The 23,598-nt window shown below is 37.9% G+C and carries 23 protein-coding genes and 4 pseudogenes; 25 read left to right on the top strand and 2 right to left on the bottom strand.

Annotated elements, in window-relative coordinates; genetic code table 11:
• Positions 1–182: 182 nt before the first annotated feature.
• The 5 genes and pseudogenes from LZP85_RS10065 to LZP85_RS10050 all read left to right on the top strand — a co-directional run.
• Positions 183–570: pseudogene (locus tag LZP85_RS10065) on the top strand (phosphogluconate dehydrogenase (NAD(+)-dependent, decarboxylating)); the annotation flags it as partial.
• 73 nt (positions 571–643) lie between these two features.
• Positions 644–775 carry a hypothetical protein gene (locus tag LZP85_RS20770; protein WP_260864964.1) on the top strand — a complete coding sequence of 44 codons (132 nt, stop codon included), beginning with the start codon at positions 644–646 and terminating at the stop codon, positions 773–775.
• Positions 776–914: 139 nt separating this feature from the next.
• The gene (locus LZP85_RS10060; protein ID WP_076513982.1) at positions 915–2,081 is read left to right on the top strand and encodes an iron-containing alcohol dehydrogenase; all 1,167 of its coding nucleotides are present in this window, start codon (positions 915–917) and stop codon (positions 2,079–2,081) included.
• A 74-nt stretch (positions 2,082–2,155) separates the two neighbouring features.
• Positions 2,156–2,227: pseudogene (locus LZP85_RS10055) on the top strand (protease); the annotation flags it as partial.
• Positions 2,228–2,667: 440 nt separating this feature from the next.
• Positions 2,668–3,558: an aldo/keto reductase gene (locus tag LZP85_RS10050; RefSeq protein ID WP_076513978.1), complete on the top strand. Its 891-nt coding sequence runs from the start codon at positions 2,668–2,670 to the stop codon at positions 3,556–3,558.
• Positions 3,559–3,919: 361 nt separating this feature from the next.
• On the opposite strand, the gene LZP85_RS10045 is transcribed toward LZP85_RS10050, so the two are convergent.
• Positions 3,920–4,102: a DUF418 domain-containing protein gene (locus LZP85_RS10045; RefSeq protein WP_083686606.1), complete on the bottom strand. Its 183-nt coding sequence runs from the start codon at positions 4,100–4,102 to the stop codon at positions 3,920–3,922.
• On the opposite strand from LZP85_RS10045, the gene LZP85_RS20820 reads away from it, so the two are divergent.
• From LZP85_RS20820 to bioA, 10 genes and pseudogenes are all read left to right on the top strand, one after another.
• A complete protein-coding gene (locus LZP85_RS20820) occupies positions 4,094–4,339 on the top strand; it encodes a DedA family protein (RefSeq protein WP_206782734.1) in 246 nt (81 codons plus the stop codon). The two genes, LZP85_RS10045 and LZP85_RS20820, sit on opposite strands and share 9 nt — an antisense overlap.
• A complete protein-coding gene (locus LZP85_RS10035) occupies positions 4,309–4,500 on the top strand; it encodes a hypothetical protein (RefSeq protein ID WP_220473454.1) in 192 nt (63 codons plus the stop codon). Before LZP85_RS20820 ends, LZP85_RS10035 begins: the two co-directional genes overlap by 31 nt.
• A gap of 200 nt (positions 4,501–4,700) precedes the next feature.
• Positions 4,701–4,859 (top strand): annotated as a pseudogene (locus tag LZP85_RS10030) (alcohol dehydrogenase); the annotation flags it as partial.
• 224 nt (positions 4,860–5,083) lie between these two features.
• Positions 5,084–5,419, top strand: a complete 336-nt coding sequence (locus LZP85_RS10025; protein WP_025909764.1) for a thioredoxin family protein — start codon at positions 5,084–5,086, stop codon at positions 5,417–5,419.
• A 152-nt stretch (positions 5,420–5,571) separates the two neighbouring features.
• On the top strand, positions 5,572–5,823 hold the full coding sequence (locus LZP85_RS10020) for a FeoA family protein (protein WP_206782678.1): 252 nt from the start codon (positions 5,572–5,574) through the stop codon (positions 5,821–5,823).
• A pseudogene (locus tag LZP85_RS10015) lies at positions 5,816–5,980 on the top strand (FeoB small GTPase domain-containing protein); the annotation flags it as partial. The gene LZP85_RS10020 and the pseudogene LZP85_RS10015, both read left to right, overlap by 8 nt.
• Before the next feature lie 172 nt (positions 5,981–6,152).
• Positions 6,153–6,686, top strand: a complete 534-nt coding sequence (locus tag LZP85_RS10010) for a hypothetical protein (RefSeq protein ID WP_025909766.1) — start codon at positions 6,153–6,155, stop codon at positions 6,684–6,686.
• The gene (gene bioF, locus LZP85_RS10005; protein ID WP_234562210.1) at positions 6,643–8,583 is read left to right on the top strand and encodes an 8-amino-7-oxononanoate synthase; all 1,941 of its coding nucleotides are present in this window, start codon (positions 6,643–6,645) and stop codon (positions 8,581–8,583) included. Before LZP85_RS10010 ends, bioF begins: the two co-directional genes overlap by 44 nt.
• Before the next feature lie 70 nt (positions 8,584–8,653).
• A complete protein-coding gene (gene bioD, locus LZP85_RS10000) occupies positions 8,654–9,283 on the top strand; it encodes a dethiobiotin synthase (protein WP_234562208.1) in 630 nt (209 codons plus the stop codon).
• Positions 9,283–10,641 (top strand): adenosylmethionine--8-amino-7-oxononanoate transaminase, encoded by a 1,359-nt coding sequence (gene bioA / locus LZP85_RS09995; protein ID WP_224840229.1) that lies wholly within the window; start codon positions 9,283–9,285, stop codon positions 10,639–10,641. Before bioD ends, bioA begins: the two co-directional genes overlap by 1 nt.
• Positions 10,642–10,676: 35 nt before the next feature.
• Here bioA and LZP85_RS09990 read toward each other — a convergent pair whose 3' ends face one another.
• Positions 10,677–11,666 (bottom strand): sodium:calcium antiporter, encoded by a 990-nt coding sequence (locus LZP85_RS09990; protein WP_061785474.1) that lies wholly within the window; start codon positions 11,664–11,666, stop codon positions 10,677–10,679.
• A gap of 269 nt (positions 11,667–11,935) precedes the next feature.
• On the opposite strand from LZP85_RS09990, the gene LZP85_RS09985 reads away from it, so the two are divergent.
• The 10 genes from LZP85_RS09985 (at position 11,936) to nikC (ending at position 23,596) form a co-directional block, all read left to right on the top strand.
• A complete protein-coding gene (locus LZP85_RS09985) occupies positions 11,936–12,310 on the top strand; it encodes a rhodanese-like domain-containing protein (RefSeq protein ID WP_025911781.1) in 375 nt (124 codons plus the stop codon).
• 83 nt (positions 12,311–12,393) lie between these two features.
• A complete protein-coding gene (locus LZP85_RS09980) occupies positions 12,394–13,797 on the top strand; it encodes an MBL fold metallo-hydrolase (protein WP_025911782.1) in 1,404 nt (467 codons plus the stop codon).
• 129 nt (positions 13,798–13,926) lie between these two features.
• Positions 13,927–15,077 (top strand): IS3 family transposase gene (locus tag LZP85_RS09975; protein ID WP_234561726.1). Its coding sequence is split into 2 segments (ribosomal slippage): positions 13,927–14,200 and positions 14,200–15,077, totalling 1,152 coding nucleotides; the frame shifts between segments, so codons are not numbered across the junction.
• A gap of 104 nt (positions 15,078–15,181) precedes the next feature.
• Positions 15,182–15,565, top strand: a complete 384-nt coding sequence (locus LZP85_RS09970; RefSeq protein ID WP_267965688.1) for a DedA family protein — start codon at positions 15,182–15,184, stop codon at positions 15,563–15,565.
• A 144-nt stretch (positions 15,566–15,709) separates the two neighbouring features.
• Positions 15,710–16,585: an AraC family transcriptional regulator gene (locus LZP85_RS09965; protein ID WP_206782677.1), complete on the top strand. Its 876-nt coding sequence runs from the start codon at positions 15,710–15,712 to the stop codon at positions 16,583–16,585.
• Positions 16,586–16,850: 265 nt separating this feature from the next.
• Positions 16,851–19,061, top strand: a complete 2,211-nt coding sequence (locus tag LZP85_RS09960) for an RNA degradosome polyphosphate kinase (protein WP_206833629.1) — start codon at positions 16,851–16,853, stop codon at positions 19,059–19,061.
• A 678-nt stretch (positions 19,062–19,739) separates the two neighbouring features.
• Positions 19,740–20,042 carry a hypothetical protein gene (locus tag LZP85_RS09955; protein WP_206782675.1) on the top strand — a complete coding sequence of 101 codons (303 nt, stop codon included), beginning with the start codon at positions 19,740–19,742 and terminating at the stop codon, positions 20,040–20,042.
• Positions 20,043–20,259: 217 nt separating this feature from the next.
• Entirely contained in the window at positions 20,260–21,813 is a 1,554-nt protein-coding gene (gene nikA / locus LZP85_RS09950; protein ID WP_404826300.1) for a nickel ABC transporter substrate-binding protein, read from the top strand.
• Complete coding sequence (gene nikB, locus LZP85_RS09945) at positions 21,810–22,754, top strand: nickel ABC transporter permease (RefSeq protein WP_119543879.1); 945 nt, start codon at positions 21,810–21,812, stop codon at positions 22,752–22,754. Before nikA ends, nikB begins: the two co-directional genes overlap by 4 nt.
• Positions 22,754–23,596: a nickel transporter permease gene (gene nikC / locus LZP85_RS09940; protein ID WP_078989644.1), complete on the top strand. Its 843-nt coding sequence runs from the start codon at positions 22,754–22,756 to the stop codon at positions 23,594–23,596. Before nikB ends, nikC begins: the two co-directional genes overlap by 1 nt.
• Positions 23,597–23,598: the final 2 nt, after the last annotated feature.

Here is a 23,598-nt window from a genome sequence, read left to right as displayed (position 1 = left end):
GAAAAGGCACATATACATTAGGCTTTTAACAGGGGATTGAAGAATTCTCCTTTGTATTTTGAAAATAAGATCGGATTTAAGATAAATCTAATCTTTATAAACTGTAACAATATAAAATACAGTTGTTAGGTGGAAGTTATACAGCATTATTCAAGATAGATCATCTATTAATGAATGAAGAAAGGATGGTCCACAACGGAATCGAGTATGAGATGATGGCTGCGATTGGCGAAGGATTTGAAGTACTGGAGACAAGTGAGTTTGATTTTGGCTATGAAAAAGTGGCAAGAGAGTATAGAATAACAGTTCAGTCATTCGTTCATGGCTCAGCGACTTAACAGAACGATTTTCTAAAGATGCAAACTTAGAATAAATTAAAGAAACCATTCATTCTTCAGGAGAAGGAAAGTGGAAACGGCCTTGGATCTGCAGGCAGCCACTTCCGTGATCGCCATGTCTCTTTTGATGCGCTACCGTTCTTTAAATCATGACACCTTTACAGGGAAAGTGGTTGCTGCCCTTCGGAATGAGTTTGGTGGACGTGCAGTTGAAAAAAAGCGATTAAGTTAATATGAGATGGATTTTAGTAAACAAGATGATTAAATATTAAAAGAATTCGCAAGGTGAAAAAGGGGGTGAAATCATGAACGTAATGGATGCAAAAATCATTAGTACCCAATATGGTTTGAAGACCTATTTAGACGTTGTAAAAAGTGTTGATGTAAGAGGTCTACATTATCCTACAGAGACAGAAACCTTTTTGAAATCACAGTAGGGATAGAGTATTTTCTATTAAAAGAAGAAAGATATTATGACAGGTAATGGGAAACACTTATGACGTACTCTATTTTTAAAAATGAATAAGAGAACCTTAAAGTTACTAATTTCACCACAGAAAAGGAGAATTTACACATATGAATCGATTTACTATTCCGAGAGATGTTTATTTTGGAGAAGGATCCCTAGAAGTTTTAAAAAACCTTGAAGGGAAAAAAGCGACCGTTGTTATTGGCGGTCAATCGATTAAGAAATCCGGTTATCTCGATAAAATCCAAACTTATTTACGAAATGCAGGCATTGAGACCCAACTAATCGAAGGTGTTGAAAACGATCCATCTATTACAACCGCTCAAAACGGAGGCAAGAAGATGGAAGAATTCCAGCCGGATTGGATCATTGCTGTCGGCGGCGGATCTCCGCTTGATGCGGCTAAGCTGATGTGGATTTTTTATGAAAATCCCGAACTGCCGTTTGACCAAATCAAAGCTCCCAATGTACTGCCAACATTACGTAAAAAAGCTCGCTTTATTGCCATTTCAACTACTAGCGGAACAGGCAGTGATGTATCTCCATTCTCCGTTATTACGGACTATGATAAGGGCGTGAAGTATCCGGTTTTTGGATATGAAATCACGCCTGACATTGCAATCGTTGATCCTGAACTGACGTATTCCATGCCTGCTTCGATTGTAGCCTATACGGGGATGGATGCCTTGACACATGGGATTGAGGCATATGTATCCACCCTGCACAACTCTTTTACTGATCCGCTGGCTATGCAGTCGATTAGGCAAGTGGTAGAAAATATTGAAAAATCCGCAGTAGGTGACAAACAGGCAAGGGCAGAAATGCATTATGCCCAGGCCATAGCCGGCATGGCTTTTTCCAATGGATTTTTAGGAATTGTCCACAGCTTAGCCCATAAGAGCGGAGCCATTTTTAAAATTCCGCATGGTACAGCAAATGCACTCTATTTGCCATATGTGATTGATTATAATCGAAAGGTGGAAAGCTCAAGATATGCAGATATTGCAAGGATGCTTGGTTTAACCGGAAATACGGATGACGAATTGATTGACTCGTTAACAGACCTCATCCGTCGTTTAAATAAATCTTTGAACCTGCCATTAACACTAAAGGAATTTGGTGTGGGAGAAGCAGAATTTGAAAAACACCTGAACCAGATGGCAGCAGGAGCTGTTGAGGATCCTTGTACACCATCCAATCCACGAGAAGTATCGGTGGAGGATATGAAAAAAATCTATATTGCGGCTTACAACGGAGATAAAATTAACTTCTAATGAAGATAATCAGAGCATGGTACGTAAATGAATATTTTTACTTCTGTTCTATGATTTTAAGGAGGTTAATGAACATGAGCAAAAAAATCGCTACACTTATAACAAACCTATTTGAAGACCTGGAGTACACTGAACCAGCACAAGCACCTGGTATTGTTGACACTCCTCTTTATGGCGGAATGTCAGAAGATCAAAGACAAGTTATGTACCATGGGATTGCTAAGCAACTACCTGTCGGACGTGTTGCTCAACCTCAAGATATAGCTTACCTAGCGAAAAATAGGTTTACACCTGGCACATCCGTTCTTATCGATGGAGGAGCTCATCTGATCTAATCCATTGATATCAAAGTCGATTGATAAATTGATTTAGAATAGAAGTGGTGAGGATGGCTCGAAGTGTCAGACGCTTATAGGCCATCCTCACTTTCTTTGATTTTTTTGCACAAACAGAAATGGCGATATCATGCAATAAAGAATAGATTTGTTGGTTACGGAAATTCTAAATATATGCGTACTTTATACGTAGAGACGTTAACAGTCTACTTCTATGATAACCAAATACATAAAAGAAAGGGTCGAGTCTAATGGATGAAAAGAAAAGAATGGAAATTAAAATTGCATTAGCTAAACACGTGGTAACACTACCTGACGGCTCTTCTTTACCTAGTTTAGGACAAGGAACATGGTACATGGGGGAAGATCCCCAAGTGAGAGACAAAGAAATAAAAGCCTTGCAGCTCGGCGTAGAATTGGGCATGACACTTATTGACACTGCTGAAATGTACGGAAATGGCGATTCTGAACGCTTAGTTGGCGAAGCCATTAAAGGACGCAGAAATGAAGTCTTTTTAGTCTCAAAAGTGTATCCCCATCATGCAGGTTTAGATATGATTTCAAAAGCATGTGAAAACAGCTTAAAACGACTCGGAACAGACCACTTGGACTTATATCTTCTTCATTGGAGAGGAAGTGTTCCCTTAGAGGAAACAATTGAAGGAATGGAAAAACTACGTGAAGAAGGGAAAATTTTAAGATGGGGCGTCTCTAATTTTGACACGGTTGATATGGAAGAGCTATGGAATACTCCGAATGGAAAAAATTGTGTGACGAACCAAGTGCTATACCATTTAGGTTCAAGAGGAATCGACTTCGATCTTTTATCATGGCAGCGTGAACATAACATGCCAATCATGGCCTACAGTCCCCTTGCTCAAGGAGGCTCTTTAAGAAGACAGCTTTTAAACGATCCAACTATTCATGATATTGCTGACAAATACAATGTCCAACCATTACAAATCGCTCTTGCTTGGACCATCCGTTCGAATAACGTCATCGCTATTCCAAAAGCGGTCCAAGATGAACATGTTTTAGCAAATGCTGAAGCAGCAACAATTGAGTTTACTGAAGAAGATCTCAGTAGAATTGATCAAGTATTTCCTAAACCTACTAGGAAAATGCCATTGGATATTATTTGAAAATTCACTTTGAAAAAGGACTCTTGTTGGAGTTGCTGATAATCTAATAGGAATTTCAAAAAAGAGTTTGGGACATAACAAAATGATTGCTTCTAAGAGACGAACACTAGCTGTTCCCATCTCTTTGATTTGTCTCAACACGTTCGTTCCATTGCGCTACGGTCATTCGCTTTCCGCGGGGAGGAACCTGAGCTTCCTCGCTGCGCTGCGGGATCTCAGTTTTCCCTCTCTTTCCCGCAGGAGTCGAGTGTCCTATGCTCCATTCCACCCTGTTTCCAACATTGTTTTCACAATCAACCAAAAAAACCTGAACGATTAAAAGTTATGAACTCTCAATCGTTCAGGTATAGTAGAGGCTGAACTACTTATGTCTCAGTCTCTTTTTTAACTGAAGTAAATAATTACTCATCGATAGGCGTCCCGCATTTACGAATGGTTTTAATAGTTTTAGCCCAACTGTCGTTTGTGCAAATAGTACAATCACCATCATGTAAAATAATGCGATGAGTGCACCACTTTGTGCCTCCTGTAAAGTATTGGTCATCCACTACTAATTTGGCTTGGTGAAGGGTTTGGTTTTTCACTGAAATGGAGTAATAAGGCAGAACACTGGATTCGAAAATACGGATCCCCGGCCATTATCGTCAGCTATTTTATTCCTGGCATGCGCCATGTTACGGGGTACTTTTGTGGAATTTCGCATATGTCTCTAAAATCGTACATGCTATATGCTGGGGTGAGTGCTTTACTTTGGAGTCTACTATTTTTAACAATCGGATGACGATTATCATCGCCCATCGGTTATCCACGATTACAAGTGCAAACCAAATTCTTGTCTTTGAAGAAGGACGCCTGTCAGGTCAAGGCACACACGAAGCATTACAAAAAACACATCCGTATTATCAACAGCTTTGGCGTAATGGTCATTTGACTGAAGACTAAAGGATGCAAAAAGGTTTCTAGAAAGTTACTTACGTGTTCTCTTTAGAAAAACGAAGACATTAAAATAACTAATGAAATGGAAGTGGGATAGAATAAAATTCCACTTCCTAAAATAATTTTGCATATCAATCAGCCTTTAAATAACAACAAAACTAACTATATTTGATTTATTAGCTAAATAGCACCACCCATCTCTTACCGTAGGAATGGGTGGCTTAGGTCATATGGCTGTTAAAATCGCAAGCGCTATGAGAGCAGAAGTTACCGTACTGTCACAAACCTTAAACAAACAAGAAGACGGTTTAAACTTTGGTGCGAAAGATTATTACGCTACAAAGGATCCTCAAACGTACGATGAATTCTGATTTTTATAGGTAATACCTAATTTCTAAAATACTTTTTTAGCCATTTCATCCTTTGATTTCGTGATTAGTAATTCTAATTAACATTAGGGGAGTTTAATTTTGAGAAGAAAACATCATGTTGATAATAAAATAAATTAAGTTGACACTGTATTAGTGTTTTGACTACTATACGTATGTTCACTTTATTGTTAAGTCAGAGAAAACAGGAGAGCAGTGAGATGAAGCAGGTAACGGAATTAACCACTATTGAAATGGTAGACGAGTTTATCACTAGCAATGAACTAAGCTTTTTGTACGTATTTACACCAGAATGTAGTACGTGTCATGCGATATTTCCAAAGCTAAGAGAGGTATTGGAACACTATCCGCAAATTAATTTAGGTCGTGTTGATGCGACACAGGTGGAAGCAGTAGCAGAACGCTTTTTGATTTTAGCAGCCCCAATTTTACTTTTGATGATTAATGGAAAAGAGTATGTGCGAGCTGATCGATTTGTTCGTTTTGAATTATTGGATGAAAAGCTAAGTAGAATTTACAAGATGTACAAGCGGTAATAGTGGATAATGATAAAATCATTTAAAGCAGCCAATAAGTAGGCTGTTTTTTATTTTATAAAAAAGACAATACATTTGACAATTTTCGAATAGGGTCATAGTATAGCATTGAAGTTGCGTTAGGGAAAAATATTAGACAAGGGGAAATATATATGTGTGAATCTAAAAAAAATTTGTTGAGCCAAGGGTTAAAAGGAGACGTGATAAAAATTACTTCTTTGTTATTAGAAGGAACGATGAGGAGAAGGCTGTTGGATTTAGGTTTTGTACCAGGTGCCTTCGTAGAAGTGGTCAAAAAAAGTCCGCTTGGAGATCCGATTGCGTTTCGCGTTAGTCAAACCACCATTGCGCTTAGAAGAGAAGAAAGTAGATTAATTGAGGGGGATTTAGTTCATCATGGGTAGCTTATATCGTATTGCTTTAGCAGGAAACTCAAACACCGGAAAAAGCACGCTATTTAACGCATTGACAGGATTAAGACAGCATACGGGGAACTGGGACGGGAAAACCGTTTCAATGGCAGAGGGAACTTTTACACATAAAGATAAGTCGTACTGTATTTCAAACGGCTAAGCTAATGGGCTGGGTGTAAAGAAAATAACTATTTAAAGAAAAGCAGGTGCTATGTCCCTGTTTTTCTTTAAATTATATGTTAACTTATTTTCATTTTTAGTTTACATAAATGGTGGATTGTTATAAACTATTTTCATAATCTTGGAAAGGAGATGAGGCATTGAAGACGAGTAAAACAAAAGAAATGACGCTGATGGCGATGCTTGCCGTATTAATTGCGGTGAGCGGAATGTTTAAAATTCCGTCACCTTTCGTTGGAACAGAGTTTCAGCTTTCGGCTCCCATTGCTATCGTCATTGCAGCTACGTTTGGGTTTAAACGTTATTTTTGTGCAGGCATTGTAGCAAGTATTATTAGTCTACTATTAGGAACCCATACGCTTATTCATGTTTTAGTTGCCATGATCTTTCGGTTAGTAGCTGGAGGAATCATTGGCTTATTTGGTACGGCTTTAGTCGTTGTTATGGTAGCTGGACCTTTAGGGACAATCGCTGCACGCTACGTATTAGCGGCAATTATGGACGTTGATGTGACGGTTTTGCTGCTTGCTGCTTTGCCAGGGATGGTTTTTACAGCCATTTCATCAGGTATTATGTATCCCATTATAAAAAGAAATATGAAATCAACAATCTTTCAAGAGTTTGTTGTGGATGATGAGAAGAAAGGAGAAGCCAGAAAATATGAATCTATTTAGCTTAAAAATGAGAGCTTCCAATAGCAATACCGGTCATCTTTCCGGAGCGGAGAAGATTGTGAATAAACATGAATTACATACGTATACCAATGCTTTACTACATAGAGCTCTCCATCATTCCAAAGGAGCAGCAGATGAAATTACGATGAAAGTCGAGCCCGTACAGCTTAGTGATATTCAGCTTTTAGAAGCGTTACCTGTTAAAACTGTAGAAGTGGCTAATCATTATGAAGGAATAGAAGAAGTAAAAAAGCTGCTTTTACAATTAGGTTTACAACAGGCTGAAGAAATCATTGAGATGCTGAGCTCGTGTTCTTCTATGCGCGGCGCAATCTTACTAGACGTTGATACAATGAAACGTCTAGAGCCAGATCAAGAACGAGGGATTCGAGCAACGTATATGGATGCGAACCGCAGTCACTTTCAAGAAGACCTCACAAAGAAAAATCATTTCCAAGAAGCGCTTGTATTAGCGACAAAAGTAGCCCATGCGCCAAATGTTATTGGTGAAATTTGTATCTCGGATGATCCTGATTACGTAACTGGCTACGTCGCCTCTAAAGAGTTCGGTTATGTTCGAATTACAAAGCTAAAACAAAAAGGAAGTCACTTGGGCGGGCGCATCTTTTTATATCGTCATTCTGAGAGCGGCGTGAACGAAACGATTGCGTATTTAGAAAAGCAAAAAATAGTTGTAGATTTAGGCCTATCAAAAAGATTAAACGAAGCAAAACAGCAAGATAAATGGAGAAAGATAAAAAGCGACTTAGCCTCTTTACAAGAAAATCATCTTTATCGATCATTCAACGAAATTCAAACAGCTCAAGAGGCGCATGTCAAAATGCACGACAGAGAGTACGTGATGCTTGCGTCAAACAGCTACTTAAATTTATGTAATCATCCAGGCGTAAAGAGTTATGCGCTTCAAATGGGAGAAGCATATGGCATTGGCTCAGGAGGTTCGAGGTTAACAACGGGTACGACAACTCTTCATCGGTTATTGGAAGAAATGATTGCCGAGTTTAAAGAGACGGAAGCAGCTCTTGTGTTTAACACGGGATACATGGCCAACGTTGGTGTTATTTCATCGCTTCTTTCTGAAGGAGACGTGATTTTTAGCGATGAGCTAAACCACGCAAGCATTATTGACGGATGCCGGCTCAGTAAAGCGAAAACCGTTGTGTATAAGCATAATGACATGAACGATTTAGAAGAAAAAATTCTAGCTCACTCTTGTGAAAATGGCTTAATTGTGAGCGATGCTGTTTTCAGTATGGATGGAGATGTTGTGAACCTTCCTGAGCTGATGCGCTTAGCGAATCAGTATGGCTTGTTTTCAATGATAGATGAAGCACATTCAACAGGCATCCTTGGAGAACGTGGTCGAGGAGTTTGTAAGCATTTTCAGCTGACACAAAAGCCTGACATTATTATGGGAACGCTGAGTAAAGCGCTCGGTGGAGAAGGTGGGTTTGTGTGTGGAGATAAGCTGCTTATTGAATACTTGAAAAACAAAGCGCGCAGTTTTATCTTTTCCACTTCGCTATCTCCCGTAACCAGTGCGTCGGCTATAGAAGCACTGAGGTTAATCATGAATGATGATACACAAGTTACAAAGCTTCAAGAGAATATTGCTTACTTTAATGAATGCTTGCAGGCTCATGGAATCTCTGCACGTTCAAATTCAGCTATTTTTCCAATCATTGTTGGAAGTGAACAAGCAGCACTGGATGCATCAGCAAAGCTTTTTGATCATGGCTATTTTATTTCAGCCATTCGCTATCCAACCGTTGCCAAAGGGAGCGCACGTCTTCGAGTGTCACTGATGGCTGATCATTCAAAGAAAGAGCTGTCAGAAGCAGCTAAATTAATAAAAAAATACATCGGTAATGTATAGGAGGTAGAAACAAAGATGGGAAAAGGCTTATTTATTACTGGGACAGGAACAGATGTAGGAAAAAACATACGTGACGGGTTTACTTGTGAAAAAGCTTCGAGAACACGGCTATGACTGTGGTTATTATAAACCTGCGCTTAGCGGAGCGGAAGTAGAATGTGAACAATTAATTCCAGGAGATGCTAAGCATGTGCTTGAAACCGCAGGAATTCGTGAGAAGCCAGAAAATACGGTGTCTTATATTTATAAACACGCCGTATCACCGCATTTGGCAGCCAACCTTGAAGGAAATCCTGTCGATCTCAACATTATTAAGAAAGACTACCAAAAGGCTAAGGAGAAGTATGATTATGTAGTGGTTGAAGGAAGCGGAGGAATTCTTTGTCCGATTCGTTGGGATGATCAGCAGCATATTTTACTAGAAGATATTGTAAAAGAGCTGAACTTATCTACGATTGTTATTGCGGATGCGGGGCTTGGAACCATCAATGCGACGGTGTTGACAATTGAATATTTAAGAGCACGCAATATTCAGGTGAAAGGAATTATTTTTAACCGTTCACGCGAAGGCGACGTTATGGAAGAAGACAATCAAAAAATGGTCGAAGTGCTAACTGGAGTTTCAGTAATTGGTTTGGTGAAGGAAAATGATACAGAGCTTGCAATGGAAGCAGAAAAAGTAGCGGAGCTGTTTGCATAATGAAAAGCATTGAAAACATGAACTTAGTAGAAAAAGACTTAAAATATATTTGGCACCCGTGCTCACAAATGAAAGACTATGAAGAGCTTAAGCCCATTGTCATCGAAAGAGGAGACGGCGTGTATTTATATGATAAAGAAGGGAACTCTTATTTAGACATTGTGAGTTCATGGTGGTGTAACCTTTTTGGCCACTGTAACCCCGTCATTAACGATAAAATCAAAGATCAACTCGATCAACTCGAGCACGTGATTTTTGCCAACTTTACGCATGAGCCTGCAATTAAACTATGCGAAGCGTTAATGGAAATTATTCCTAAAGGGCTAAGCAAATTTAATTTTTCCGATAACGGTTCAGCAGCTGTAGAATGCGCGTTAAAAATGGCGTTTCAGTACCAATATCAAACCGGTCATAAAGAAAAAACGAGGTTTATGTGCTTTACAGATGGCTATCATGGTGAAACGATTGGGGCTTTATCGGTGGGAAGCCTAGATTTGTATGCGCAAATCTATAATCCAATGCTGATGGATACAATTCGAATTGATGCGCCGGATTGCTATCGATGTCCTTACGGGAAAACAAGAGATTCCTGTCAGGTGGAGTGCTTCGTACAGGCAGAGAAAGCATTTGAAAAGCATGGTCATGAAACGTGTGCGATGATTGTCGAGCCTATTTTACAAGGAGCAGCGGGAATGAGAATGTATCCATCTCGCTACCTTCAAAAGCTAAGAGCACTATGCGATGAGTATGGTGTACTGTTAATTGCCGATGAAATTGCAACTGGCTTTGGAAGAACAGGTAAGATGTTTGCATGCGATCACGCGGAGATTACACCGGATATTATGTGTGTTTCAAAAGGACTCACTGGAGGCTATATGCCGATGGCAATTACGATTACGAGTAATCAAATTTATGAAGCATTTTACGCAGAATATAAAGAAGGAAAAGCCTTTATGCATAGCCATACGTATAGCGGTAACCCATTAGCGTGCTCTGCAGCTTTAGCGGTAGTGAATATTTTGAAGCACGACCACGTTTTAGAAAAAGCAACCGTGCGAGCAGCTTATTTAAATAGAAGAATAAACGAAGCGTTACTGCATCATCCTCATGTTGGTGAAATTCGCAACATAGGATTAATAAACGCTGTTGAGCTTGTCAAAAATAAAGAAACGAAAGAACCATTTAGCTCAGAGAATCGAGTTGGTTATCAGATTTACAAAGCAGCGTTGAAGAAGGGGCTCATCCTCCGTCCACTAGGAGACGTTCTATACTTTAACCCCCCTTTAACTATTGATGAAGAGGAGCTAGACGAAGCTATTGACAGCTGCGTAAGCGCTATTAACAAAGTAATAGGATGAAAAATGCAAAAGCCGTATGCATATGCATGCGGCTTTTATGCAGCTGAATTTAAGTAGATGATATAGCTTGCTATAAAGTAACAAGCAATAATTAAAATTGATGGTACAACATAAAACCATGAAGATGTGATGTTCTTTCGTGACATTGAAAATAGGCTAATGGAGATGAGTATCATTGACGCAACAATTGTATATAAGTGACTGCCGCTGGCTGCGCTTAACAGTGCCCCTTTGCGATAAAAGACGTCTGTTCCTGCTAAAATCAATAAGTTGAATAAGTTACTTCCGACAATCCCACCAATCGCTAACTTATAATTTTTTAAACGAATGGCGATAACAACAGAGACTGCTTCAGGAAGTGACGTGCTGGCTGCGACTAAAAACGAACCAACAAAGGAAGCGCCTAAACCTGTAATAACAGCGATACGATCACCTGAGATGGTTAAAATACTTCCAAATACCATAATAAACACTGCTGCTATGGAAAAACCAACAACGGCTCTTTTTAAAGTTGGTCCTCTATCTTGAAGGTTCTCTTCTTGTTTTTCCTCTTCTTCAACATGCTCTGCTGCATAGGTAGAAATGATTTTTACGCCTATAAAATAGACAATGATTAAAATAACAGTATCAATTCCAATCCCAAAGATATGGTAAGGGATGTTAAAGAATAAAGAAGCTGCAACTAAAAAAGAGAGAAAAATGGTTAACAAAGAAGTATATCGATTTTCTTTGCTAGCATAGATCATAATTTTGTGCTTTCGAAAAAATAAATCTAACGTAGCTAAAATCATTACGTTAAATAAGTTGCTTCCAAGAACATTTCCTACAGCTAAATCGGGATTTGAAATAATGATGGACGTGACGCTTGTTGTAATCTCAGGTAATGATGTGGCGCCTCCTAATAAAAGAGCAATCAATATGCCGCTTAAAGCAGATTTCCGCTCAATAGTATCTGCATAAATAGATAGCCGAATGGCTAGGAATATCGTAATAGCAGCTGAAATACCAAAAGCTAAAAATACCAATAAAAGCAATCCTTTCTATATTAAATTTTAAGAGTCGTTAACATCATATCAGATATGGTAAAAACAAGCATGCAATAGCTCTCTTTAGTTTGTGCTAAAAGGTAAAATTGAATAAGCGAAGTTAGCAAAAAATACAGTTTAGCTTAAGATAGGTAGGGAAACGTAAACAATAGAAAATGATCTGTATTTCTAACACTTGACTAAATACCTATAGGGGTATATAGTGTAACTATAAATTAATTGAATCTCTTTAAAGAGGCGGTGAGTTAATGAGCTACTTTATAGGAAGTTTTCTCGTTATAATGCTAGGTGCTTTAGCATATAAACGCAATTATCCCGTTAAGGGTGTGCAATGTGTTAATGACCCTAATGAGCTAAAAGATGACCGGTTACTTGTTGATATTCGTCATTACAACGAAAGAAGCGAAAGTGAATATAGGAACGTTATAAACATTCCCTATGCGTATTTAAAACGCTTTTATTCTGAAATACCGAATCAACAAATTCACATCATCGCAGAAGATAAAATAGAGCTACATTTAGGAATTCGCTTTTTACGTCAGAAAGGATATATTGTGTCAAGCTATCAGTTAGCGACTTGTCCGTGCAAAACAGAAAAAGAACTAGTTGGTTGTGGAGTGTGAGTTTAATTTGTATCCTTATATACCTACCAGGGTAAAATAGAGATGGATTAAGGATATCAATATGAAGAAAAAGGAGAATGAATATGTTACTTAAATACTTTTATGATGAAAAATTAGCACAAGCTTCTTATCTGGTAGGGTGTCAAGCTGCAAAAGAAGCTGTTGTTGTAGATCCTGCTCGAAATATTGAACCATACATTCAAGAAGCAGAAAAAAATGGAATGAAAATCATTGGTGCTTTAGAAACCCATATTCACGCTGACTTTGTGTCTGGAGGTCGCGAGTTAGCTGAAAGAGTAGGGGCTACGTTATATGTATCAGACGAGGGAGATGCAGATTGGAAGTATCAAAACATTGATCACTTACCTCATAAATTGCTAAAAGGTGGGGACCAGTTTAAGATTGGGAATCTAACATTCGGTGTAGTGCATACGCCTGGTCACACGCCGGAAAGCATTTCGTTTACGTTAACGGACGGCGGTGCTAAAGCAGATGAACCAATGGGGATTTTTACAGGAGACTTTGTATTTGTTGGAGATGTTGGTCGCCCAGACTTATTAGAAAAAGCAGCGGGTGCACAGGGAACAGCACAGTCAGGCGGATATCAATTGTTTGAATCGCTTCAAAAGTTCAAAGAGCTGCCTGATTTTATGCAGGTTTGGCCGGGACACGGAGCAGGAAGCGCATGCGGAAAAGCCCTTGGTGCCGTGCCTTCTTCAACTGTAGGGTATGAGAAACGCTTTAACTGGGCGCTTCAGCATACGGAAAAAGAAGCGTTTGTAAATGCTTTGTTAGATGGACAGCCAGAGCCACCGAAATATTTTGCAGTGATGAAAAAGGTGAATAAAGTAGGACCAAACAGCTTATCAAAGCTTCCAAAGGTTAACAAGCTAGCAGACGTAATCGAAGTAGAAAAGCAAATTCAAGCAGGGTATCAGGTAATTGATACAAGAAGCGCAGCGGAATTTGCTGAAAATCATATAGAGGGAACGATTAATATTCCCTTTAACAACTCATTTGCAAATTGGACCGGCTGGATTGTGAATTATGATCGTCCATTATATGTCCTAACAGCGGATGAACAGATTGGTGAAATTGAAAAAGTGTTACATTCTGTTGGGATTGATCAGCTGGTTGGCTACTACGATGCAAACAAAGCAGTAGTAGAAGCTTCTACGACACAGTCTTATGAAAGTATTACGCCACACCAAGCAAAAAACATGCTTGATCAAAACAAAGCACAGGTACTAGATGTTCGAAGCTTAGAAGAGTGGAAAGCAGGTCACATTGAAGGTGCCACTCACATTATGCTTGGAACCTTGTTAGATCGAATTGATGAGGTGCCAGCTCACCGTCCGCTAATTGTTCAGTGTGGTTCAGGAGTTCGTTCTGCGATTGCGATCAGCCTCCTTCAATCCAAAGGAATAACGGAGGTTTACAATTTAACAGGTGGTTATGGTCAGTGGAAACAGGAGATTCAAGAATAAGATAAAAAAACCGCTATGCCTTAAGGAGATTGATAGGGACTGACCCCATAAAGTGAGACAAATAAAAAACACCTTTAAGTTGAAAACTGGGTATGTAGTACCTAACAATCACTTGGAGGTGTTTTTTCTATGGGAACAAGAGTCAGTTATCCAGTCGAAATAAAGTTAAAAGCGATTGAAATGAGGTTAGCCGGTGTACCTGTAAAAGAAGTATTATCACAACTAAACATTCGGAACCCTACCCAATTAAAAACATGGATGAAGTGGTATCAAAATGGGGATGTACACCGGTTGGAACAGCCAGTAGGCAAGCAATATGCCTATGGAAAAGGTCCTGATTTTGAAAACGAGACAGCTAAGTTAAAGACTGAGAACCGACAATTAAAGCAACAAATCGAGATTTTAAAAAAGTACAAGGAATTGGAAAGGAAGTGGTACCAGAAATCGCAGTGAACCTAGTGGAAGAGTTAAAAGAACAAATCCCTATTTATCAAATCTGTTTCCATCTTGGTATTCCTCGGTCCACTTACTACCGTTGGAAGCAGCATAGTCAACAGGATACACGAAAGAAATGGATGGAACAGCAAGTGGGTGAACAATGTCGTGCACACAAGTTTCGATATGGCTATCGGAAAATCACAGCTGTACTCAAGCGAACCATGAAGATTAACCACAAGTTTGTGCAGCGTACCATGCAGAAATACGGTTGGCAATGTCGCGTTAAACGGAAGAAACGGCAGCGAACAGGGCAACCTTATCAGGTTGCAGAGAATGTATTAAAACGTGACTTTCGAGCTGAACGCCCTCTTCAAAAGCTCGTGACTGATATTACGTACTTGCCTTTTGGGCCGAAACCATTGTATCTTTCAAGTATTCAAGATTTATTTAACGGAGAGATTATTGCGTATTCCATAGGTGATTGTCAAAATGTCGCGTTTGTTTTAGACACGCTTAACCAACTCCCTTCTCTACTGGAAGGGTGCACGTTGCATAGTGATCAAGGCTCTGTGTACACATCGTATGCTTATCAACAAACAATTAAAGAGAAAGGCATTATCATGAGTATGTCCCGAAAAGGGACGCCTGCAGATAATGCCTCAATTGAATCGTTTCATTCCTCACTAAAGTCTGAAACGTTCTACCTTGACGAGTTGACATACACTACGACTACCATCATAGAGCAAACCGTCAAAAGCTATATTACGTATTATAACCATGCCCGTATTCAAACAAAATTAAACAACCAGTCTCCTGTACAATACAGAAAACGGGTTGTTTAAAAGGTGTTTTGATTCCTGTCTCAAAAACAGGGGTCAGTCCCGATACGCATAGCGGTTTTTTATTATGTAATAAAATTTAATGTTTCAAACTATTCACTTTTGGGATTGTGGGGTTACCTATTCCCGATGAAGTCATGATGACGACAGTGGGATATTTCACGAATACGGATCTTATCAACTACGGACCCGCTATTATCATCAGTTTCTTTGGTTCACTTCTAGGAATGATGATTAGCTACATGATTGGAAGGAAAGCCGGAAGACCATTTATCGATAAGTACGGCAAGTGGGTAGGTTTGAAAGAAAAACGAATGATCCAAGTTGAAAAGTGGATGAAGAAGTATGGTCCCTATTCAATTATTTTAGGGTATTTTATCCCGGGAGTTAGACACTTGATGTGCTATTTTTCTGGTATTGGTAAAATGAAGCTCAAAAGGTATATTGCATTTGCCGCAATTGGAGCTTTCTTATGGTGTTTTGTTTTTTAGTTATTTCCCGAAAAAAGGGTTATGTTAACTAGGCCTGTATATTCTATACATAAGGTAATAAAGAAAAACCTACTTAATTGTGCATGAAATGTCGGATAGATCTATTTCAATCCTGTTATTCTGATAACAAGGGAGGTCATAAGAATGGATTTGCTTAAGAGTATGAATAAAGCTTTAGGCTATATTGAAGAGAACTTAACCAATGATATCGATTTTAAAGAGGTAGCAAAGTTAGCTCTGTGCTCTGAGTATCATTTTAAAAGGATGTTTTCTTTTCTTGCAGGCATTACTTTAGCAGAATATATTCGAAGAAGACGCCTTACTCTTGCAGCATTCGAGCTTAAAAATAATAATATGAAGGTTATTGATGTCGCGATTAAATATGGATATAACTCACCAGATTCTTTTACAAGAGCCTTTCAGAATCTACATGGTCTAACTCCTTCAGAAGCCAAAAAGAATGGTTATTCACTTAAAGCTTATCCAAAAATGACCTTTCATCTGTCTATAAAAGGAGGAAATGAAATGAATTATCGCATTGAAGAAAAAGAAGCATTTCGTATAGTGGGGATTAAAGAAAGAGTGCCTATAATTTTTCACGGAGTTAATCCAAAGATTGCAGCTATGTGGGAAAGCTTAACCCATGAAACGATAAATAAATTAAAAAATCTTTCTAATGTTAAACCACTGGGGATGATTAGTGCATCTGTGAATTTTTCAGAAGGACGAATGGAGGAAAAAGGTGAGCTTGACCACTATATCGGTGTAGCAACAACTAAGGATTGTCCCGATAATTTGATACAACTGGAAGTACCAGCTTTAACATGGGCGGTATTTGAAGCAATCGGTCCATTTCCTGATACTTTACAAGATGTATGGGGGCGAATCTACTCTGAATGGTTTCCATCCTCAAACTATGAACAAGTAGACGGACCAGAAATTTTATGGAATGAACATAAAGATGTAACCTCACCAACTTTTAAAAGTGAAATATGGATACCCGTATTAAAACAGCAATGATAATTTAATAACAAATACTTTTGATACAAAAAAGGAGGTCACGAATGTGATCTTCTTTTCTAATTTATTTTGGGAGTGGTAGGTACATTATATTAATAAAAATATTCTATGTTGTTATTGTTATAATGAAATATTCCTTTTTATTAGATAAATATGTCTATTGTAATTTACATTTTCTTTACAAATAATTAATTTTATATTTATAAATGGATGTTATTTTCTAAATATACATATAAAACCAATTGAAGAAGGAGATGTCTATTTTATGACAACAGCAAGTGTAGACAATAATGTAATAGATTTAGAGAGAGCTTCTTTATATAACAATCGGGAGCTAAGTTGGCTTGCTTTTAATAAGCGTGTGTTAGAGGAAGCGAAGGATGCCAATAATGCTTTGTTAGAACGGTATAAGTTTTTATCTATTTTTAGTTCGAATTTAGATGAGTTTTTCATGGTTCGCGTAGCGGGTTTGCTTGATCAAGTAAAAGCAGGGTTTAACCGTCCCGAAAATAAAGCTGGACTAACACCAAAAGAGCAATTAGCTGCTATCTCTGAAATTACACACAAGCTTGTAGAAAAACAAGATGATATCTATATAGATGAACTTAGTCCTCTTTTAGCAAAAGAACGTGTAAAATTTGTACCAATCTCAAAAGTTTCCCCAACAACGTTATCTTTCTTAGAAATCTTCTTTGATAGGGAGATCTTTCCTATCCTAACACCGATGGCTGTCGATGCTTATCGTCCATTTCCTATGCTGTTAAATAAATCTTTAAATTTAGCAATTCGTCTCCAACAAAGATGTGAAGTGAATACAGATTATGAGAAATCAAACAATGAAAAATTAGCACTTGTACAAGTTCCAGCAGGTTTAAATCGTTATGTTGAATTACATGAACATGAAGGGGCAAGAACATTTGTTTTAGTAGAACAAATCATCTCTCAATTTATTTACAAGCTATTTAAAGGCTACGATGTCAAATCGGTTACGCCATTTCGGATTACAAGAAATGCTGATTTAACCATTCACGAAGATGAAGCAGAAGATCTTTTAAAAGAGATAGAAGAAGAGCTTAAAAAACGCAAGTGGGGAGCAGCTGTACGTTTAGAAGTTCAAAAACATTTTTATGACCAAAAGATGGTGGAATACTTAAAAGAAGAATTAGAAGTCCATGATAAGGATATTTATTATGTACAAGCACCTCTGGATTTAACTTTTCTCTTCTCGTTTTATAAAACCATCCAATCTAGCCATGAACATTTAGTAGCTCCGTCTTTTATTCCTCAACCTCCTCAAGACTTAGAGGGAGAAAAAGATATTTTTACGAAAATTATTGATGAAGATGTATTGCTTCATCATCCCTACGAATCTTTTGAACCGGTTGTTAACTTTATTTCACAGGCTGCAGATGACCCAGACGTACTAGCTATTAAGCAAACGCTGTATAGAGTAAGTGGAGACTCTCCTATTATAAAGAGCCTAGAACGAGCAGCAGAAAAAGGAAAGCAAGTAACCGTACTTGTTGAATTAAAGGCACGGTTTGATGAGGAAAACAACGTACAGTGGGCAAAAGAATTAGAGAAATCTGGTTGTCATGTTTTATATGGCATGACAGGGCTAAAAACACATAGTAAAATTACGTTAGTATTACGTCGTAAGAAAGGAGAAATCCAGCGCTTCGTTCATTTAGGAACGGGAAATTACAATGATGCTACGGCGAGAGTGTATACAGATCTCGGTTTACTTACGTCAAATGAACAAATAGGTATCGATGCTACAAACTTTTTTAATTACTTAAGTGGGTACATGGAAAAACCTGATTATCATCATTTATCTGTTTCACCATTTGGGATAAGGGATACTTTTTTAGAATTGATTGACAAAGAGATTGCTTACCATAAGCAAAATGGCAATGGACATATTATCGCCAAAATGAACTCTCTAACAGATAAACACATTATCGTTAAACTTTATCAAGCATCTGCTGCGGGTGTTAAAGTGGATTTAATTATACGAGGAATATGCTGTTTACGTCCTGGGATTAAGGGTGTTAGTGAAAACATTAAAGTTAGAAGTATCGTAGGAACCTTTTTGGAACATACGAGGATCTATTGTTTCTATCATAACGGTAATTCAAAAGTCTTTCTTTCATCTGCAGATCTTATGACTAGAAATATGGAAAATCGAGTTGAAATTTTATTTCCTATCTTAAAAGATCATTTGAAAGAACGAGTATATACATGGCTAGATTTAATGCTAAAAGATAATGTTAAAGCTCGTGAGCAAGATAAACATGGAGAATATCATTACGTAAAATGCCAACCTCATAACGAAGCAATTAATAGTCAAGATATACTTTGTCAGATGGCTTATAATGCAAAGAAACTCCAAAATGGAACGGTAAATGAATGGAAGCATAAGTTAGTTAAGTTAAAGCTAGCATCTTTAGGAAGCATAAAAAAGTTAATGTTTTAATAAAATTATACGTAACAAAAGGACTGCGAATCTAGAATCGCAGTCCTTTTTTATAAACTAGCAATCTCTAAAGACAGTTGAACTCAACGGAAAATTAAAAAGCTGTCATACAAATTTTGAGAAAGAGTAGAAAAAAAGAGAAAAATTATGTACAATAATGTTAATTATATGTAAATTAAATGTAAAAAATATGTTGTTTTTTCCAAAAAATTTGTCTATGAGTAAAGACAGAAAAGGTGTTATGAATGGAAAATTTTTTTAATGGAAGAGAATTATCTTTTCTACTACTTCTAACGATGACTATGTATATTCTTGTATGGCATATTCCTTCCAAAGCCAATCAGCTGCTACTAATCTACTTTATAGTAGTGTTAATCTACACACTGATTAAGTTTATTTTCTCTTCTCGTTTTAGGGAATTTCCTCTTATAAAAACATTTTTCTCAATCTTACTACTGTTAATAGCAAGTGAATTTCTAATTGCGTATAAGTACGATGAACTAAGTCTAGTTTCTTTTGATGGTGTATTTAAATACTTCAGCACGTTGAATCTGGACTATATCTATTTCTTATCTTAATGTACATAGTATTTGTAAGTAGAGTATAAAGAAATGTCTATTAATTAGATGATGTTAAGCTGCTTATTAATAAATAGAAAGAAGAAAAGGGGGATTGCTGATGTTTGAAGAAACTAGAATAATATTTGGAGATTATAATATCTTATTTTTTGCACTAATGTTTTCTATTCATTATTTTTTATCAACGCGTACAAAAGTATATTGGGGAGCTATTTTGCCTGTCTTATATACTGTATACTGCGGCTGGATTATCGTAACAAACTCTATTACTCACTACATAGGGGTCACGATTTTTATGTTGCTAGGGTTATTTATGCTGTTAGCTGAGTGGGGAACAGGCAGAGATACTGTTAAGAAAAAGCATGAGAACGAATTGAAAAAGATGCAGAGTCAAGATATTTAAAAAAGATTCATTATAAACTATTAAAGGCCTTTATATAGGGCTTTTTTATTTTGTCTTATAATCTATAAAATGGATAATATAAGCAAAAAAGAATAGTTACGAAAAAATGTATTGATAAATCGGAATTATTACGATAAAATTTAAAACGGAATTATTACGAATTTACTAAAAGGAGCAGTGAAACGTGATTAAAAGATTAATAGATAGAAATGAAAACATGGGCTTACTTACATACATCAAACATAAAGTTCCTAAAGTAGGGATTTTAATCGTTTGTGCTATGCTTTTAAGCGCTTGTATGGGAAGCGGAGATTCAACGACCGATAAAAAAGAGAAGAAGCATATTAACTTCTTGTATAACTTCTCTACAAATTCATTAGATCCACACGTTGATTCTAGCTATGTGCCACTGCGAGCAGGAATTACGGAAACACTTATTCGACTTGATGAAGAAAATCTAAGCATTGAGCCATGGCTAGCAGAGAGCTGGGACGGAGAAGATGGTCAAAACTGGACAATTAAGCTTCGTGAAGATGTAAAGTTTCAAAATGGAAAGCAGATGGATGCTGAATCTGTAAAAAAATCGTTAGAACGAGCGTTGAAAGAAAATGTGGCTATTCAAAATGCACTGAAAATTGATACAATTAGTGCTGATGGTTTTACGCTTACTATTAAAACAACAGAGCCGTTTCCAGAGTTTATATCAGAGCTTGTGAATCCAAACGTCGCTATTATTGACGTATCTGAAGAAGACTTTGTGAATAAACCGGTTGGTACAGGTCCGTTTAAGCTTGCGTCGTTTACACCAGGAAGCAAACTAGAGCTTGAGCACTTTGATGATTATTGGGATGGCGCTTCAAAGCTTGATTCTGTGACGTTTGCGTTTAACGAAGATGCAAATGCGCGTACCTTAGCATTGAAGTCTGGACAAACAGACATTGTGTATCGTCCAGAGGTAGAAAGTTTAGATTCACTTAAAGAAGATTCAAAAATGAAGGTTGAATCAACGGCAACGTTCCGCGTGCATCAACTTACAATGAATATGCAAAGAGAAGAAATGAAAGATATCAATGTAAGAAAAGCGCTTGATGCATTAATTGATCGCCAGAAGATTGTCGATAAAATTCTATTAGGTCATGCTGAGACAGCAAGAGGTCCGTTCTTACCTTCGTTAGCTTTTGCACCAACGTATGATAAGCGTGAAACAGGTTCAGATGAAGCAGTTAAACATCTAGAAAAAGCAGGATATAAGTTAAAAGATGGCAAGATGCAAAAAGACGGAAAGCAGCTGAGCTTGACGTTATTAACTTATCCAGCTAGAGCAGACCTACCTCTTATTGCACAAGTACTTCAATCAGATGCAAAGCAAATAGGTATTGATATTAAGATTAAACAAATCGAAACGCCGGAAGAATATATGGCGTCACATCGTGACTGGGATATCGCAACGTATAGTAACTTAACGGCACCGCGTGGAGATGCTGGTTATTATTTAAAAGCAACGTATCATCCAAAAGGTGCGCTTAACTTTAGCCAAGCTGATGAACTAGAATTAACGGCGATTATCGATGAGCTAAACCGGACTGTTGATCAAAAGAAACGTGATGAGCTGGCAGAAAAAGCAGCTGATTATGTCGATGAAAATGTTATTAACTCGTTTGTGTTACATCCATCAACAATCGTTGCTTACAACAAAGATAAAGTGGAAAACTGGTTTACGACTAAGAGCGAATACTACATGATTACAAATAAGCTGGATGTGAAAGAATGATTAAAATCCTTTTCCGAAAGTTTTCGGAAGTTCTATTTTTTATATTGTTTATAACCTTTGTCAGTTTTATCTTTATTCGGTTAGCACCGGGAGATCCCGTGCTAACCATTTTGAACGTTGATGAGCTCTCAGTCAGCCAAGAGCAAGTAGAAGCACTTCGTGAAGAAATGGGATTTAATGAGCCTGTTCTTGTGCAGTACGGACTATGGTTAGAGAAATTTGTTCAGATGGATTTTGGGCAGTCGTTCGTAACGGGACAAGACGTTATGAGTACAATTATGGCTGCTCTGCCTGCTACATTAGAGCTAGCAATCGGCGCAATTGTAGTAATGCTTATTGTTGCAATTCCGCTGGGCTCGCTATCTGCACTTTACAGAGACAGTTGGATAGATAAAATAAGCCGAACGCTTTCAATTATTGGAGCTGCTGTTCCAAGCTTTTGGTTGGGACTTATTTTCATTGATTTATTTGGCGTTCGCTTAAATTGGTTCCCTACGATGGGGAGAGACGGAATACTGTCGCTTGTTCTACCTTCTATTACGTTGGGTTTAGCAATTTCAAGCGTATATGTTCGCTTGATTCGTTCAAGTTTACTAGACTCTTATACCCAAGAGTTTATTCGTGCAGCACGAGCGCGTGGGTTATCAGAAGGGAGAGTCTTTTTAATGCATGCTTTTCGCCACAGTATTCCACCGGTGATCACGGTGTTTGGCGTGAGCTTAGGTAGTTTGATAGGCGGGGTCGTTGTTATAGAGGTGCTGTTTGCATACCCTGGAATCGGCAAGCTCATTGTCGATGCGATTCGCCAGCGTGACTATCCACTTATTCAAGGCTACATACTCGTAATGGGGGGCATTGTATTTATTGTGAATACATGTGTAGACCTATCATATCGTTATTTAAACCCTGAAATGAAATACAAAGAAAAGGAGAGTAAGTGATGAAAGAGTCCTCAGTGTATCTGCCGGCTATGAAAAAACAGCGTAAAATCATTATACCGCTCGCCTTTCTCTTTCTTATTGTTGTTGCAGCATCTATCTATACCTTTTTCTACTTAAAATATGATCCAACTCTTACGAACTTAGAGAAACGACTTGAAGGCATGAGCATGGCACATCCTTTGGGGACCGATCATTTAGGGCGAGATATCTTAACGCGCTTGTTGCTCGGTGCACAGCAAACCATTGGCTTTAGTGCACTTGCCTTAGGCGTAGCTTTGCTCGTAGGGATTCCAATTGGTCTGATTTCAGGCTACAAACGCGGTGTAGTAGACCGATTGTTTATGAGAATTGCAGACAGCTTTTTAGCGTTTCCTGATACGGTGGTAGCTATTGTACTAAGCGGGCTATTAGGCCCTGGAATTGGCAATCTTGTATTTGCAATTGTGATGGTCAAGTGGGTAAACTACGCGCGACTTGTTCGAAGCACCGTGTTATCTGAGTCACAAAAAGAATACGTATTAGTCGCTCGTACAAACGGACTGTCTGCTTTACAAATTATGAAAAAGCACTTAGCACCACATATCATTGGTTATGTTCTTGTCATGGCAAGCTTAGACTTGGGGAAAATTATTCTTTTAATTTCGTCTCTATCTTATATTGGATTAGGTGCACAGCCTCCTGTACCAGAGTGGGGAGCTATGCTGAATGACTCACGTCCGTATTTTCAATCTAATCCTGAGCTGATGATTTATCCTGGCTTAGCAATTGTAGGGGTAGTACTGGTCACCAACATTATCGGTGACTATTTACGCGATCAATTTGATGTAAAAAAGGAAGTGTAAAA

Origin of the sequence: Priestia flexa (assembly GCF_021441905.1) — a bacterium.
GTDB classification, from domain to species: Bacteria; Bacillota; Bacilli; order Bacillales; family Bacillaceae_H; genus Priestia; species Priestia flexa.
The sequence above is the reverse complement of the archived record's forward strand: the minus strand, read 5'-3'. Positions and strand labels throughout refer to the sequence as shown.

What these genes read in the sequence shown, in the direction of transcription:
- bioA (WP_224840229.1), top strand. Translation starts at nt 9,283, where the DNA reads ATGAAAAGCATTGAAAACATGAACTTAGTAGAAAAAGACTTAAAATAT.
- bioF (WP_234562210.1), top strand. Translation starts at nt 6,643, where the DNA reads ATGATGAGAAGAAAGGAGAAGCCAGAAAATATGAATCTATTTAGCTTA.
- LZP85_RS20770 (WP_260864964.1), top strand. Translation starts at nt 644, where the DNA reads ATGAACGTAATGGATGCAAAAATCATTAGTACCCAATATGGTTTGAAG.
- LZP85_RS09985 (WP_025911781.1), top strand. Translation starts at nt 11,936, where the DNA reads ATGAGCTACTTTATAGGAAGTTTTCTCGTTATAATGCTAGGTGCTTTA.
- LZP85_RS10050 (WP_076513978.1), top strand. Translation starts at nt 2,668, where the DNA reads ATGGATGAAAAGAAAAGAATGGAAATTAAAATTGCATTAGCTAAACAC.
- nikC (WP_078989644.1), top strand. Translation starts at nt 22,754, where the DNA reads ATGAAAGAGTCCTCAGTGTATCTGCCGGCTATGAAAAAACAGCGTAAA.
- nikA (WP_404826300.1), top strand. Translation starts at nt 20,260, where the DNA reads ATGGGCTTACTTACATACATCAAACATAAAGTTCCTAAAGTAGGGATT.
- LZP85_RS09980 (WP_025911782.1), top strand. Translation starts at nt 12,394, where the DNA reads ATGTTACTTAAATACTTTTATGATGAAAAATTAGCACAAGCTTCTTAT.
- LZP85_RS09965 (WP_206782677.1), top strand. Translation starts at nt 15,710, where the DNA reads ATGGATTTGCTTAAGAGTATGAATAAAGCTTTAGGCTATATTGAAGAG.
- LZP85_RS09955 (WP_206782675.1), top strand. Translation starts at nt 19,740, where the DNA reads ATGTTTGAAGAAACTAGAATAATATTTGGAGATTATAATATCTTATTT.
- LZP85_RS10020 (WP_206782678.1), top strand. Translation starts at nt 5,572, where the DNA reads ATGTGTGAATCTAAAAAAAATTTGTTGAGCCAAGGGTTAAAAGGAGAC.
- nikB (WP_119543879.1), top strand. Translation starts at nt 21,810, where the DNA reads ATGATTAAAATCCTTTTCCGAAAGTTTTCGGAAGTTCTATTTTTTATA.
- LZP85_RS10045 (WP_083686606.1), bottom strand. Translation starts at nt 4,102, where the DNA reads ATGACCAATACTTTACAGGAGGCACAAAGTGGTGCACTCATCGCATTA.
- LZP85_RS10060 (WP_076513982.1), top strand. Translation starts at nt 915, where the DNA reads ATGAATCGATTTACTATTCCGAGAGATGTTTATTTTGGAGAAGGATCC.
- LZP85_RS10025 (WP_025909764.1), top strand. Translation starts at nt 5,084, where the DNA reads ATGAAGCAGGTAACGGAATTAACCACTATTGAAATGGTAGACGAGTTT.
- LZP85_RS09960 (WP_206833629.1), top strand. Translation starts at nt 16,851, where the DNA reads ATGACAACAGCAAGTGTAGACAATAATGTAATAGATTTAGAGAGAGCT.